At 54.4% G+C, this 14,417-nt stretch carries 12 protein-coding genes; 6 read left to right on the top strand and 6 right to left on the bottom strand.

The annotated features are described in order from the left end of the window. Positions 1-88: 88 nt before the first annotated feature. Positions 89-583 carry a Fe-S cluster assembly transcriptional regulator IscR gene (iscR, locus tag RZ35_RS05050; protein ID WP_026738381.1) on the bottom strand — a complete coding sequence of 165 codons (495 nt, stop codon included), beginning with the start codon at positions 581-583 and terminating at the stop codon, positions 89-91. Between the two features lie 132 nt (positions 584-715). After that, positions 716-1,438, bottom strand: a complete 723-nt coding sequence (trmJ, locus tag RZ35_RS05055; protein WP_026742315.1) for a tRNA (cytosine(32)/uridine(32)-2'-O)-methyltransferase TrmJ — start codon at positions 1,436-1,438, stop codon at positions 716-718. A 120-nt stretch (positions 1,439-1,558) separates the two neighbouring features. Between trmJ and suhB the strand changes: the two genes are divergently transcribed. The 4 genes from suhB (at position 1,559) to RZ35_RS05075 (ending at position 5,883) form a co-directional block, all read left to right on the top strand. Continuing rightward, positions 1,559-2,362, top strand: a complete 804-nt coding sequence (gene suhB / locus RZ35_RS05060) for an inositol-1-monophosphatase (RefSeq protein ID WP_026742316.1) — start codon at positions 1,559-1,561, stop codon at positions 2,360-2,362. A 514-nt stretch (positions 2,363-2,876) separates the two neighbouring features. Further along, complete coding sequence (locus RZ35_RS05065) at positions 2,877-4,001, top strand: ABC transporter substrate-binding protein (RefSeq protein WP_051625483.1); 1,125 nt, start codon at positions 2,877-2,879, stop codon at positions 3,999-4,001. A 5-nt stretch (positions 4,002-4,006) separates the two neighbouring features. Further along, positions 4,007-5,089: a FecCD family ABC transporter permease gene (locus RZ35_RS05070; protein ID WP_026742318.1), complete on the top strand. Its 1,083-nt coding sequence runs from the start codon at positions 4,007-4,009 to the stop codon at positions 5,087-5,089. Further along, entirely contained in the window at positions 5,086-5,883 is a 798-nt protein-coding gene (locus RZ35_RS05075; protein WP_026742319.1) for an ABC transporter ATP-binding protein, read from the top strand. Before RZ35_RS05070 ends, RZ35_RS05075 begins: the two co-directional genes overlap by 4 nt. A gap of 80 nt (positions 5,884-5,963) precedes the next feature. On the opposite strand, the gene RZ35_RS05080 is transcribed toward RZ35_RS05075, so the two are convergent. The 4 genes from RZ35_RS05080 to glyA all read right to left on the bottom strand — a co-directional run bounded on the left by RZ35_RS05080 (position 5,964) and on the right by glyA (position 10,236). Beyond that, positions 5,964-7,013: a nickel/cobalt transporter gene (locus tag RZ35_RS05080; RefSeq protein WP_026742320.1), complete on the bottom strand. Its 1,050-nt coding sequence runs from the start codon at positions 7,011-7,013 to the stop codon at positions 5,964-5,966. Further along, on the bottom strand, positions 7,004-7,609 hold the full coding sequence (locus RZ35_RS05085) for a DUF1007 family protein (RefSeq protein WP_036152747.1): 606 nt from the start codon (positions 7,607-7,609) through the stop codon (positions 7,004-7,006). The genes RZ35_RS05080 and RZ35_RS05085 overlap by 10 nt, the downstream gene beginning before the upstream one ends. Before the next feature lie 72 nt (positions 7,610-7,681). Continuing rightward, positions 7,682-8,851, bottom strand: coding sequence for a 3-phenylpropionate MFS transporter (locus RZ35_RS05090; RefSeq protein ID WP_026742322.1), 1,170 nt, complete (start codon positions 8,849-8,851; stop codon positions 7,682-7,684). A 131-nt stretch (positions 8,852-8,982) separates the two neighbouring features. Further along, positions 8,983-10,236, bottom strand: coding sequence for a serine hydroxymethyltransferase (gene glyA, locus RZ35_RS05095; RefSeq protein ID WP_026742323.1), 1,254 nt, complete (start codon positions 10,234-10,236; stop codon positions 8,983-8,985). A 487-nt stretch (positions 10,237-10,723) separates the two neighbouring features. On the opposite strand from glyA, the gene RZ35_RS05100 reads away from it, so the two are divergent. Beyond that, positions 10,724-11,926, top strand: coding sequence for a polysaccharide lyase (locus RZ35_RS05100; RefSeq protein WP_026742324.1), 1,203 nt, complete (start codon positions 10,724-10,726; stop codon positions 11,924-11,926). Positions 11,927-12,338: 412 nt separating this feature from the next. Further along, positions 12,339-13,535 carry a pectate lyase family protein gene (locus tag RZ35_RS05105; protein ID WP_026742325.1) on the top strand — a complete coding sequence of 399 codons (1,197 nt, stop codon included), beginning with the start codon at positions 12,339-12,341 and terminating at the stop codon, positions 13,533-13,535. Positions 13,536-14,417: the final 882 nt, after the last annotated feature.

A 14,417-nucleotide genomic window follows, 5' to 3' on the forward strand; every position in this document is an offset into this window, starting at 1 on the left:
GTACTCTGCGTTTTGTTTATAGTCGGGCGCTCCTNCCCGCACCCCTCAGGGCCAACGCCATACGTTGTCAGACGTCCCCGAACCTTTTTCAGGCGCGCAGGTTAACGTTGATCGTTTCCTGGGTGCGGCCGGTAGAGGTACGACGCGTGTCGGCATCCTGACGGTCGGCAACATCAAGAATATCTTTGTTGTTGACCAGCTCGCCCAGAGTGATGTTGTTGAGGAAATCGGTGATGCGGTCGCTCAGATCGCGCCACAGCGTATGCGTCAGGCAGCGATCGCCGCCCTGGCAACCTTCGCGCCCCTGGCAACGGGTCGCATCGACCGATTCGTCTACGGCGGAGATAACCGCACCGACGGCGATATCATTAGCGTCTCTACCCAGCAAATAGCCGCCGCCCGGTCCACGAACGCTGGAAACCAGGCCGTTTTTACGCAGGCGGGAGAAAAGCTGTTCAAGATACGAAAGCGAAATGCCCTGACGTTCAGAGATGTCGGCCAGAGGAACAGGGCCTTCCTGAGAATGCAGTGCTACATCCAGCATGGCGGTAACGGCATAACGGCCTTTAGAAGTCAGTCTCATATCAATGGTATCCGTAGAATGAACCCATGTTTTTTAAACACAGGAGGGGTCGAAATGTGACATTAGTCTGTCATTCCCGAGTATTTCAGTCAAGTATTTATCCGAGTAAAACACTCAACTATTACTCGCTACTCACCGGTCATTCTTATGGATAGAACTCAGGATGCCACGCAGAATATTAAGCTCCTGACTTTCCGGGCGCGCGCGGGTAAACAGTCTACGCAGCTTGCTCATGACCTGCCCCTGATGCGACTGACGGATGAAACCGGTCTCGTGCAACGTGGACTCCAGATGCTGATAAAAGCGCTCCAAATCGTCCACCAGCGGATACGGGGTTTCTTCATGATTGGGCGTATCCATCTGCTCATTATCCAGATGCGCGACGCGGATTTCGTAAGACAGAATCTGCACCGCCATCGCCAAGTTCAGCGAGCTGTACTCCGGGTTTGCCGGGATCGCCACATGATAATGGCATTTCTGCAGTTCATCATTGGTCAACCCGACCCGTTCACGGCCAAATACGATGGCGACAGGCGCATGTCGCGACTCTTGCGCGCTACGAACGCCACATTCGCGTGGCTCCAGCATTGGCCACGGCAGCGTACGCGAACGGGCGCTGGTCCCAATAACCAGACTGCAGCCTTCCAACGCCTGATCCAGATTTTCAACCAGCGTCGCATTCCCGATGACGTCGCTCGCGCCGGCGGAAAGCGCGATCGCCTGTGAATCAGGCTTAACCAACGGATTAACCAGATAAAGATTGCTCAACCCCATGGTTTTCATCGCCCTTGCGGCCGATCCCATGTTGCCGGTGTGGGACGTTTCCACCAGGACAATGCGTATATTTTCTAACATGCTGACTCAATAGTGCGAAAAAGGAAATGCGGACTATGTTAACACAATCTTCGCTATTTTCTCTTTTGCTGGTATACTGCGCGCCGATTTCTGTTCTTTAACATTCTTGTGGACGATACCATGCATCCGATGCTGAACATTGCCGTGCGCGCCGCGCGTAAAGGCGGTAATTTAATTGCCAAAAACTATGAAACGCCCGACGCCGTCGAGGCGAGCCAGAAAGGCAGTAACGATTTTGTCACCAATGTCGATCGGGATGCAGAGCGCCTGATTATTGAAATCATTCGCAAATCATACCCTCAGCACACCATCATCAGTGAAGAGTGCGGAGAACTGGTCGGAGAAGACCAGGATATTCAATGGATTATCGATCCCCTGGATGGCACTTCCAACTTTATTAAACGTCTGCCGCACTTCGCGGTTTCCATCGCTGTTCGCATCAAAGGCCGCACCGAAGTTGCGGCTGTGTACGATCCAATGCGTAATGAGCTGTTCACCGCCACTCGCGGTCAGGGCGCTCAGCTGAACGGCTATCGTTTACGCAGCAGCAACGCTCGCGACCTGGACGGCACCATCCTCGCCACCGGCTTCCCGTTCAAGCACAAACAGCATTCCGCCAGCTACTTCCGCATGATGGAAGGTCTGTTCGGTCTGTGCGCGGACTTCCGCCGCACCGGTTCCGCCGCGCTGGATCTGGCTTACGTTGCCGCGGGCCGCGTTGATGGTTTCTTCGAAATCGGCCTCAAGCCGTGGGACTTTGCTGGCGGTGAACTGCTGGTACGTGAAGCAGGCGGTATCGTGACCGACTTCGTCGGCGGCCACAATTACCTGACGACCGGCAACATCGTCGCAGGCAACCCGCGCGTGGTGAAATCCTTGTTGTCCAACGTCCGCGACAACCTGAGCGATGCATTGAAACGTTGAGTTTGTCCCGGTTAGTCGACTTCGGTCGGCTAACCGCCGTTTTCTTTTATTCCTGCCACGGCCCCCAAGCGTTTTCCCTTATACACTTCAGTAACGTCCCCCCTTCATCAAGCGCCACACTCGCCGGTACGTGCTCCCTATCTCAGCCTGCGGACCTCATTGACGCGCTGATGCCGAACTGGTGATCTCATCCATTCGTTTCGATTCATCATGACGATGCCGACAGACCAGGCGGAAACCAAAGGACTGTAACGAGGATTCCCTGTACACAATACCCCCAATGCATCAATGACCTTAGGTGGTTTCCGTCTTACGTGAATAACCTCGTCATTATCCAGCTTTGTCGCTTTTTTAAGATGAAAGGCGTGAATTTCCGCATATTGGCGACGTAAAGGTCGAACACCTCAACGCTCACTAACTTTTGTTTTTTAACTTTTTCGTTGGTTGAAAGCCCCCCCTTTCACATATGATAATAATTATTAAACTCATTTTAAGGACGGAGTGCCGTCTCGTTATGTTCATCCCCCTGTTTCGACATGTTTTGCTGGTCGCCGCNCTTACGGCTTCCTTTATTAGCCATGCTACGCAGTATCCCGTCACGGTGACCGATCTCGACGGGCAGAACGTCACGCTCAAGCAGGAGCCACGGCGCATTGTCTTGCAGGACGGCCGAGACATCATGGCGCTGGCGCTGTTGGATCGCGAGGATCCATTTCAGCGGTTGGTGGCCTGGAATAACCTGCCCAGAACATCCGACACCGCGACATGGAACATGTTGAAAGGCAAATGGCCGCAGGCAGCGTCTATCCTGGAAATGGGATTCAGCGATAAAGGCGATATCGAGCTGGAAAGCGTACTGGCGCAGCGGCCCGACCTGATGATTGCGCAAATGCGCGCCAAACCCTCGCTGACCGATAACGGTATACTCAGCAAATTGCGCACGCTCGGCGTCCCCGTCATCTTCATCGATTTTGAAATCGCGCCGGTCAAAAACACGACCGCCAGCATAGCCCTGCTGGGACACGTGCTGAACCGCGAAGATAACGCCAAAGCCTATACGGATTTTTATCACCAGCATCTCGCCGCCATTCAGCAACGCACCGCCGCCATCACGCCGAAAGCCAATGTGTTCATCGAAGCGCTGGCCGGTCGTTCTGAAACTTGCTGCTTCAGTCATGCACATAACGGCTGGGGCGGGCTGGTCGAAGCCGTCGGCGCACGGAATATCGGCTCAACGCTGCTTCCGGGCGCCTATGGTTATGTGTCTTTGGAAAAGCTCATCAGCATGAAACCGGACGTTTACATCATGACCGGGTCGAAACGCGGCGACGGCGCCAGTCCGCTGTTGCAGCTGGGTTATGGCGCGGACAAGGCGAATCTCGATGGCAGAGGAAACCAGCTGCTCAGCCGGACCGGCGTGGCACAAATTCCAGCCGTGCAGAAAAAACAAGCATTCGGCCTATATCACCACTTCTATAATCACCCGTACAATGTCATTGGTATGGAATATCTGGCTAAGGCAATCTACCCTCAGCAGTTCAGCGATCTGAACCCGGACGCCTCCTACCACGACATTATTCGCCGCTTCACGACATTGCCCGATAGCGAATTTATTTTTTCCTGGAAACAGGCTGAGTAACTTTCATGAGTGTTACGACCGAATCGACTCACCATGGTAGCCCCGCTGCCAAACAACGCATTATGCATCGCTATCAGCATATCGTGCGACATCGCATGCTGATTATGGCCGTCCTGGTGATAGCGATCGTCGCCTCGCTGCTGCTGGACTTTGTCCTCGGCCCATCGGGCCTGCCGCTGGAAACGCTGTGGCAAACGCTGACCGACCCCGCGGCGGCAGATGCCGGTATCCGCGTGATTGTCTGGGATATCCGTCTGCCCTATGCGCTGATGGCGGTCGTCGTCGGCCTGGCGCTGGGGCTAGCAGGCGCGGAAATGCAGACGATCCTCAATAATCCGCTCGCCAGCCCGTTTACGTTGGGCGTCTCCTCAGCCGCCGCGTTTGGCGCGGNGCTGGCCATCGTGCTCGGTATTGGCCTTCCCGGCATTCCAGCCCAGTGGTTTATCTCCGCCAATGCGTTCCTGTTCGCTCTGTTGGCCGCGCTGCTGCTTGATGCCATCACCCGCTGGACACAGGTCGCCTCTTCAGGCGTGGTGCTCTTCGGCATCGCACTCGTGTTCACCTTTAACGCGCTGGTGTCCATGCTACAGTTCGTCGCCAACGAAGACACGCTGCAAGGGCTTGTCTTCTGGACAATGGGCAGTCTGGCCCGCGCATCGTGGGAAAAACTCGGCGTTCTGCTGCTGGTGCTGACGGTGGTCATGCCGCTCTCGATGATGAACGCGTGGAAGCTGACGGCGCTGCGTCTGGGCGAAGACCGGGCGATCAGCTTCGGCATCAACGTGCGCCGTCTGCGGCTGGCGACGCTGCTGCGCATTAGCATATTGTCCGCGCTGTCGGTCGCCTTCGTCGGTCCCATCGGCTTTATCGGCCTGGTGGCGCCGCATATCGCACGGCTGATCTTCGGCGAAGATCACCGCTTTTATCTGCCGGCCAGCGCGTTGACCGGCGCGCTGGTGCTGTCGCTGGCCTCCGTGGTGTCCAAGAACCTGCTGCCGGGCGTCATCATTCCCGTCGGCATTGTCACCTCACTGGTCGGCGTGCCTTTCTTCCTGAGTATTATTCTGCGGCATAGGGGGAACGTATGAATTCGTCACCGAAAGGGCTGACCCTGGCCCACTTCCACGCAGGCTATCCCAAGCGCCCGGTGATCGGGGACCTCAACGTGCCGAAGCTCCCAAGAGGCAAAATCACCGTGTTGCTGGGACCGAACGGCAGCGGGAAATCTACGTTGCTGCGAGCAATTGCCGGGCTGGGCAATGCGAAGGGGGACGTCTATCTGGACGACGTGAACCTGATGCAGCAGCCTTTCAGCAAGCGCGCCGAAAAGGTGGTTTACCTCCCTCAGTCGCTGCCGGCCGGGGTGCATCTGCACGTCCTGGAGTCGATTATCGTCGCCCAGCGCGCCAGCGGAGGTCTGTCCCTGCGCGACGATAAAGACGAGGTCATGACGCTACTCCAACAGCTGGGTATCGAGCATCTGGCTCTGAGCTATCTGGACCAGCTATCCGGGGGGCAAAAACAGCTGGTCGGGCTGGCTCAGTCGCTGATCCGTCAGCCGTCGCTGCTCCTGCTGGATGAACCGCTCAGCGCGCTCGATCTCAACTACCAGTTCCACGTAATGGATTTGGTGCGTCGAGAAACCCAGCGCCGGAACATCGTCACCGTTGTGGTGGTCCACGACATTAACATCGCACTTCGCCACGGCGATCACGTGTTGATGCTGCAAAATGGTCAGTTGATTGCCGACGGGGAGCCGGCGGAGGTTATTACCGCAGAGAGTCTGGCGCGCGTTTACGGCGTACGAGGGCGTATTGAGCGTTGTTCACAGGGCATACCGCAGGTGATGATCGACGGACTGGTCACGGAGCCGGTGCAGTAACCCTCCCCGCCCTGGGCTACACCAAGGCTTTGGACCGGCAGGCTTTCCAGCTCAGCGAAGCCGCGCCGCTCCATCCACAACTATCCCGCGAACGGGCGAATGCCGCCCATCATGGCTGGTTGGGCGCTGACATACAGCACCACGCCCACCACCATGAGTAATGCGCCGCCGCTCAGGGATAAGGCACACCAGAAAAGTTGCTGCCACCGAGGTGAAGCCCGTCCTGCGCCGAGGCGCGTCATCAGCCGTCGGCAGGTGCTGACCGCCGCCGCCAGCAGGGAGAGCGTAAAGGCGGTGCCCAATGCCATCGTCAACGCAGACAAAATTCCCCAGCCATACACGCCGAGGACTTTGGCGAACAACAGCACCAGTATCGCGCCCGAACAGGGACGTAATCCCATCGCCAGCACCACCATTAAGCGAGCACGCCACCCGCCGTCTTCGGCAAGCGCTTCCGGCGGCGGAACATGCTGATGCCCACAGCCGCATCCCGCATCATGCGCGCCAGAACCGCGGATATTCTCGACGCGCCTCACCGACGACGACGGCGCTGCCGTCAGCGGCGNAAGCCGCTGGATGCGGGGAGGACGGGACCCCGCTCGCGCCGCAAACAGCCGCCGCACAGCCCGTACGCACAGCCATACCCCGAGCAACATCACCAGCAGGTAACTGCCCTTCTCTATCCAAAAACTGCTGACGTGCAGCACCCGGCTGGAGAGCTGCAACACGGAGAGCACTATCGTCACCAGCATCACCGCGACCATGCCCTGCAACAGCGATGCGGCGAAGGTGAGCTGGAGGCTGCGCTTCAGGCGAGAGGGATGCGTAGCGAGATAGGTGGCGATCACCACCTTGCCGTGGCCCGGCCCAAGCGCATGCAAAATGCCGTAGGTCAGACTGAACGCAAGCAGGCTCCAACCGGCGCGATGCGGCTGCGTGCTGACCGCTTCCATCAGCTGCGACATTTGCTGGTGAAGCGATCGTTGCCAGATGACGCTTTGGCGCAGCATCTCCGGCCACCAGGCCCAGACTTCATAGAGTCCCCAGCCCAAGGCCAGCAGCAAGATCAACAGCGGCCACACAGCGCGGCGCGCGTGACCGCCGGAATGAGAAGAGAGATTTATTGGCATTGCAATGCGACCCGCTGTGCAAATTGTTGACCCAGCGCCATGTCTTCGTCCGGGCTGTCATTTTTATCTAACGAGAGCGCATAAGACTGCAACGAAGCATCCGGTTTCGGCGTCGTCAGCGTAGTATGGCAGCGAGACGACAATGCCGGATTAACGGCGATCGCATTGTCCCCTTTGTAGGACATGTCGACGAAGTAGGTCGGATCGTAGGTGGATATCAGCAAAGGTTTTCCCGCCAGAGGCTGAGGATGGGCCAGCGGGAGCACGAACTCTAGCACCGCCTGATTGCCGTGACGAGAAAGATGATATTCGCTTGGCACCGGCGCATATTTAACCGGCTCGCCATCGCGAAAGATATCGGTGAAATAGTGCTGACCCAGCACGTTGGCCATGACTTCCGCCGCCAGCTTCTTCCAGACTTCCGCCTCTTGGGACGCCGCGCCCGCATCGTAGAGCAGATCGGCGGAGGTCATAGGATCCATCGTCCACGTCATGCGCAGGCCGGTGATGAGATCGTTTTGCCCCTCCACGGTCATGCGCATGTCGATAAAACTGTGCGGGTGCGCTAACGCCTGCGAAGTCGCGCCACATCCCATAATCATCAGCGCCGCCGCCAACCGGCCAGGCCATCGCGATGTGATTGCACCGAATACCATCGTCACCTCTGATTAATGATTTTCTTTCAGGGAGGTCTTCGTCTTCGCCGTATCCGGCAACCGGAAAAACAGGACCGGAGCCGCCAACAATGCCATCACCCAGAATGTTTTGCCCTGCAGATGGCTGAATAGATAACCGGAAAAGAGCGTGACCAAAGCGATTCCGCCGCCCATCGCCAACGCGGAATACACCGCTTGCAGCTTCAACACGTCACTGCCCTGTCGCGTGGAGATAAAGCGCATGGCCGACAGATGGCATATCGTAAACGTCCCGCAGTGTAATAGCTGAATCACGATCAGCCACGGCAGCGACACGGTCGCTCCCATCAGCCCCCAGCGGATCACGCCGCATGCGGCAGAGAGCAACAGCAGTCCCTGCGCCGTCCAGCGCCGAAATAAACGATGACTGAGCGCAAAAATCACAATCTCTGCGACCACGCCCAGCGACCAAAGATACCCCGCGACCGACGCCGAGTAGCCCATATTCTGCCAGTAAATGACGCTGAAGCCGTAATACGCGGCATGCGCTCCCTGCAACAGGGTAACGCCAAGCATAAAGCGCCACACGGCGGTTTCACTCAATAACTGACGCCATGGGGTTGAGGCAAGATCGGTCGCCTTAGACGCCGCCGCCTGGGGCGCGGTTTCAGGCCGAAACAACATGCCTAACAACATGCACAGCAGCCCGGCGCAGAGAACCATCAGAATGGCCGGATGCCCCCAGACGGCAATCAGGTCGCCGGTGACCGCAGAACCAATAACAAACGCGATAGATCCCCACAGCCGCACCCGCCCGTAGTCCATCGTGAGCTGTTTCCGCCAGGTACTTGCCAGCGCATCGGTCAGCGGCACCAGCGGCGCGAAGAACAGGTTGAACCCAATCATGACCAGCAGAAGCCACAACCACGCATTGCCGAGCCAGAACCCGAAGGCCATGATCAGCGAGACCAGCGCCAGACCGCGCAGTGCGCCGATGAGCCGGGACGGATGCCCGACCCCGGCAGTAATCGCCAGACTCCCGCAACAGCGAGCGACCAAACCGGCGCCGAGCAATAGCCCAATGGTTTCATCCGATAAACCTTCTCCCTGCAGCCAACGCCCCCAAAAAGGCAAAAAGATGCCGTAGCAGAAAAAGTAGGTGAAATAGCTGAGAGCCAGCCAGCGAGTGGATCGTAAAACCATGGGTTCTCCTGTGTTCGGCTGGCTACTTTGGCAAAGATGTTTGACTGGCGCAACCACGTCCGACAGATAAAAAAACGCCAGCGTTGCGCTGGCGTTTATTCGTGGTGCGTGACGGAGCACGCATCGCAGGCTTAGGCGTAAACAGGGAAACGAGCGCAGAGTTCCAGCACTTTCTGCTTGGTGCGCTTAATCACCGCTTCGTCGTTGATGTTATCCAGCACGTCACAAATCCAGCCAGCCAGTTCGCGCACTTCAGCTTCTTTGAAGCCCCTGCGGGTCGCGGACGGCGTACCGATACGGATACCGGAGGTCACAAATGGGCTTTTAGGATCGTTCGGCACGCTGTTTTTGTTGACCGTAATATTCGCCCGGCCCAGCGCGGCATCGGCTTCCTTACCCGTGATATCTTTGCTGACCAGATCCAACAGGAACAGGTGGTTTTGCGTACCGCCGGACNCCACGTTGAAACCCCGTGCCAGGAACACATCCACCATCTCTTTGGCGTTTTTTGCAACCTGCTGCTGGTAAACGGTAAATTCCGGTTCCATCGCTTCTTTCAGAGCGACGGCTTTACCGGCGATAACATGCATCAGCGGGCCGCCCTGACCACCCGGGAATACCGCGGAGTTCAGTTTCTTATACAGATCCTCATCACCGCCTTTCGCCAGGATCAGACCGCCTCGCGGACCCGCCAGGGTTTTATGCGTCGTGGTGGTGACGATGTGCGCATGAGGCACCGGCGTCGGATAAACGCCGGCTGCAACCAGACCCGCAACGTGAGCCATATCAACGAACAGGTAAGCGCCCACGCTATCAGCGATTTCACGCATTTTCGCCCAGTCGACCACGCCGGAATAAGCAGAGAAGCCGCCGACGATCATTTTCGGTTTGTGCGTACGCGCTAATTCGGCCATTTCGTCGTAGTCAATCTTGCCGCTTTCGTCAATGCCGTAGGGGACGACTTTGTACAGCTTACCGGACAGGTTGACCGGCGCGCCGTGAGTCAGGTGACCGCCGTGAGCCAGGTTCATACCCAGAATGGTATCGCCGGGCTGCAGCAGCGCAGTATAAACCGCAAAGTTGGCTTGCGAACCCGAGTGTGGCTGTACGTTGGCGTAGTCAGCGCCGAACAGCGCTTTCGCGCGGTCGATGGCCAGTTGCTCAACAATATCGACATATTCACAGCCGCCGTAATAGCGTTTGCCCGGGTATCCTTCCGCATATTTGTTGGTTAGCTGAGATCCCTGTGCCTGCATGACGCGTGGGCTGGTGTAGTTTTCTGAAGCAATCAGCTCAATATGTTCTTCCTGACGCACGACTTCCTGCTGCATGGCCTGCCACAGCTCGGCATCATAATCGGCAATGTTCATTTCACGCTTTAACATCCGGATCTCCTGACTCATAACGTGCATTTTTTACAACGCAATATAATCACCCCGAAAGGCACTGGCTTATAGTGTAAACCGATTCTCACCGGCGAAGATAGGCTTTGACGGAGGTTTTTGCGCAAACGATTAGCTCCAGTCTGCGCAAGGGTTTTGCCTTTCCTTTACCTCTCTGCGCAGGGCGACTTTTTCTCATCAGGCACCTGTATCTTTTTCATGTTGGGCTGCGTCCTCATTCGCTGGCGCCCCGTCCTTCCCCTCCTTGTTCCCGTTGAGATTTTCTCTTGATGGTCTCTAAGACCATTCTGATACTAAGTATTTTTTATATTACCTTTTGACCAAGAATAATTATTACCAATAACGATATTGAACCTAACTATATGGATTGCTAATTTCCTCGCCTTGAACGGATTTCAACCACCCGCCCTTCATTCTCACACCAGGGAAACGTAGGCGAGCTACGTGGGCAAAATAAGGAGAAAACCTCATGAGTCGTCTTATACCTCGCACTGGATCAAGCCATCCCGGCCGATTGACCTCGTCCCCCTTCTTGCTGAAAACGTCGGCGAGTTTACTGTTTGTCAGCGTTGCAACGGCACTGATGTCTTCCAGCGCAATCGCTGGTTCTGTGCTGACGCAGGAAGCCCTGACCACCGCACCGGCCGTCGGTTGGGCATCACAAAACGGTTCCACCACCGGTGGTTCCGCCGCAGCGGAAGAGAACATCTACAGCGTCGCGACGATCGACGAGTTCAAAACGGCGCTGGCGGCTGGCAGCGCCAGCAAAATCATCCAGATTACGGCGCCTATCGACATCAGCGGCGGCACCGCCTATACGAGCTTTGACGATCAAAAAGCACGCAGCCAGCTCCAGGTCCCTTCCAACACCACAATCATCGGTATTGGCGACCAGGGTAAACTCACCAACGGTTCGCTGATCGTCAAAGAAGTCAGCAACGTGATCTTGCGGAATCTCTATATTGAAACGCCGGTTGACGTTGAGCCGCATTTCGAGTCGGGGGATGGCTGGAATGCGGAATGGGATGCGATGAATGTTCAGACCGCCGACCATGTATGGATCGATCATGTGACTATCAGCGACGGCAGTTTTACGGACGACAAGTACACGACCAAGGATGGCGAAACGTATGTACAGCACGACGGTGCGCTAGATATCAAACGCGGTTCCGACTATGTCACCGTTTCTAATAGTCGCTTTGAGCTGCATGATAAAACCGTCCTGATCGGGCATAGCGACAGCAATACCGCCCAGGACAAAGGCAAACTGCACGTCACTTTCTTCAACAACCTGTTTAACCGGGTACGTGAACGTGCGCCGAGAATTCGTTTCGGCAACGTACATGCCTTCAACAATGTCTATATCGGGGACGTAAAAGACACGGCTTATCCTTACTTGTACAGTTTTGGCATCGGCACCAGCAGCAGCCTATTGTCCGAAGGCAATGGTTTTACCATTAGCAACCTCAGCAATAGCTGCAAAGTGCTGAAAGCTTATAACGGCAAAATCTTCTCGGATAAAGGCTCCATGCTGAACGGCAGCGAGATCGATTTATCTACCTGCGGTTTTACGGCATACGCCGACNCCATCCCGTACAGCTATACCGTACAACCGATGACGACCAGCTTGTCTGACGAAATCGCCGGGAATGCCGGCTTCGGTAAACTCTAAATAAAAAACGGCAATCGTACAAAGGTTATTAATCCGCGGTTGCCGCTTTACTCTATTTTTATTGAACTGAAATTAAATCAACTAACAAGTCAATAAGAAAAGACCAATAACAATGCAGCAAATCTCTTTCAGTAATACCTATAAAAAATGATAGGAATAATACGAATTTCAACAACACCTCTCTATTTATCAATGTATATAATCACGCCACGCAATATTCATTTCGTCTCAACCTTCCACAAAGCAATACCTTTTTTATTTAATTTTAACTTTCTCTCAGAAAAACGATTTCGATCAAAAAACCAAGCTTACAGTTCTGAATAATACGAGCCTATTACTTAATACCTTTATATCACCTCGATTAATTAAGAATTTTATTAATCATTTTTTATAACAAAGAAGGAACTTGTCGATGAACGTCACTCATTTATCTAAAGGGACAACCCCAGTGTTTTCTGGATCACTTTCACGTATTTTCTCTTATGCCAAACCTCTGCTGATTGCCAGCATCACTGCCGCGTTGATGATCTCCAACGCCTCGGCCGCCAGTCTGCTAAGCGCTCAAGGCCGTACTGCGGCTACGGTAGGGTGGGCGACTCAGAACGGAACGACCAGCGGGGGCAAAGCCGCCGCCGCCGCCAATATCTACACGGCGAAAAACATCACTGAGTTTAAAGCAGCGTTAGCCGCCAAAAGCACGGCGAAGATCATTCAAATTACGGGAACCATCGATATAAGCGGGGGTAAAGCCTACTCTTCCTACAACGACCAGAAGGCACGCAGCCAGCTTCTCATTCCGTCGAACACCACCATTATCGGCATCGGGACTTCGGGTAAATTTACCAAGGGTTCGCTGGTGATTAGCAGCGCCAGCAACGTTATTATCCGTAACGTTTATATCGAAACCCCCGTCGACGTCGCACCGCATTATGAATCGGGCGATGGCTGGAATGCTGAATGGGACTCCATCAATGTGATTACGTCTCACCACGTCTGGATCGACCATGTCACCTTTAGCGACGGTAGCTTTACCGACAACAAATACACCACGAAAAACGGTGCAACCTATGTGCAGCATGACGGCGCGTTAGATATCAAGCGGGGGTCCGACTATATCACCGTCTCCAATAACCGTTTTGAACAGCACGACAAAACCATCTTGATTGGCCATTCCGATAGCAATGGCTCACAGGATGCGGGCAAACTGCGCGTGACCTTCTACAACAACCTGTTCAACCAGGTCCGTGAACGTGCTCCGCGCGTGCGTTTCGGCAATGTTCATGCATTCAATAACGTATTTGTCGGTAATGTGAATGCCTCCGTCTACGCCTATCTCTATAGCTTCGGTATCGGCACCAGCAGCAGCTTGTTGTCGGAGAGCAATGCGTTCAACATCGCCAACCTAAAGAGCAAGTGTGGTGTCGTGAAGGCGTTTAACGGCAAAGTCTTTACCGATAAAAATTCACTTATCAACAATAGCGCCGCTGGCTTATCAAGCTGTGGTTTCACAAACTATACCGCTAAGATACCTTACTCCTATAAAGTGCAGACCATGAACACCAGCTTAATCAAAACCATCATGGCTGGCGCGGGTTACGGAAAAATCTAATCCGGAACATCTACAACGCGCGAAAGTCAAACGTGGTAAGTCACGGCCGGTCTATATTGGTAAAATAACAGTTTGGTCGGCCAACATAATAAAGCAGCGCAAATACAACCCTATTTGCGCTGTTTTAATGTTAAATATTCAAGCATAGATAGTTTTATCATGGATAAAGCGCCGTCACCTCATCGTTAATATTCAAAAAAAGCAAAACACTTTTTTTATATCTTGAAAAACATAATTTCTGCTTAAAGAATATTGGCGACCGGATTGATATAAAAAATGACAACAATCGACAAGAACTGTATTCATTCCATTTACCACCTTAGGATTTAGGCCTATCACCTAAGCTGTCCTTTATTATTAATTCATCGGTATCACACTCACGTCCTTGTCATCACTACAGACATTTCGATATTTCTACAGAAAGCTGACGCAGCCCTAATAGGGTATCTAACACGCGCTTGCATTATCTTCATAAATAAAACCGGAATGATTGCGTGAACCTCACGATGTTATCCCTATGATTTCTACTGATGCCATCGCCGATTTTTTTGCCTGCGTTTTCTGCGCGTCAATGCCATAGGGCCAATAGAACCTTTCTGCCTAAATCTGGCGACAGCCTGAGAATCCCTTGAGTATCCGCCCTCTTCCCAGCGGCTTCAACAGCGTGTTGAGACTCGTCATCCCGGCGTAGACAGCAGAAACAGAAGAGGTGGAATAATCTCACGCCAATACATAACCAAGCTTGGGATCAGGGAACAGCGAGTAGCCTGGAGGCAGTTGGGCAGTTGGGCAGTTGGGCAGTTGGGCAGTTGGGCAGTTGGGCAGTTGGGCAGTTGGGCAGTTGGGCAGTTGGGCAGTTGGGCAGTTGGCAGTTGGCAGTTG

The sequence above is a fragment of the Lonsdalea quercina subsp. quercina genome, assembly GCF_000688655.1.
In the GTDB taxonomy this organism is placed as follows: Bacteria; Pseudomonadota; Gammaproteobacteria; order Enterobacterales; family Enterobacteriaceae; genus Lonsdalea; species Lonsdalea quercina.

Bases quoted from the DNA above. Each gene is read 5' to 3' on its own strand.
- iscR (WP_026738381.1), bottom strand. From the start codon at position 583: ATGAGACTGACTTCTAAAGGCCGTTATGCCGTTACCGCCATGCTGGAT.
- trmJ (WP_026742315.1), bottom strand. From the start codon at position 1,438: ATGTTAGAAAATATACGCATTGTCCTGGTGGAAACGTCCCACACCGGC.
- suhB (WP_026742316.1), top strand. From the start codon at position 1,559: ATGCATCCGATGCTGAACATTGCCGTGCGCGCCGCGCGTAAAGGCGGT.
- RZ35_RS05075 (WP_026742319.1), top strand. From the start codon at position 5,086: ATGAATTCGTCACCGAAAGGGCTGACCCTGGCCCACTTCCACGCAGGC.
- RZ35_RS05085 (WP_036152747.1), bottom strand. From the start codon at position 7,609: ATGGGATGTGGCGCGACTTCGCAGGCGTTAGCGCACCCGCACAGTTTT.
- RZ35_RS05090 (WP_026742322.1), bottom strand. From the start codon at position 8,851: ATGGTTTTACGATCCACTCGCTGGCTGGCTCTCAGCTATTTCACCTAC.
- RZ35_RS05105 (WP_026742325.1), top strand. From the start codon at position 12,339: ATGAACGTCACTCATTTATCTAAAGGGACAACCCCAGTGTTTTCTGGA.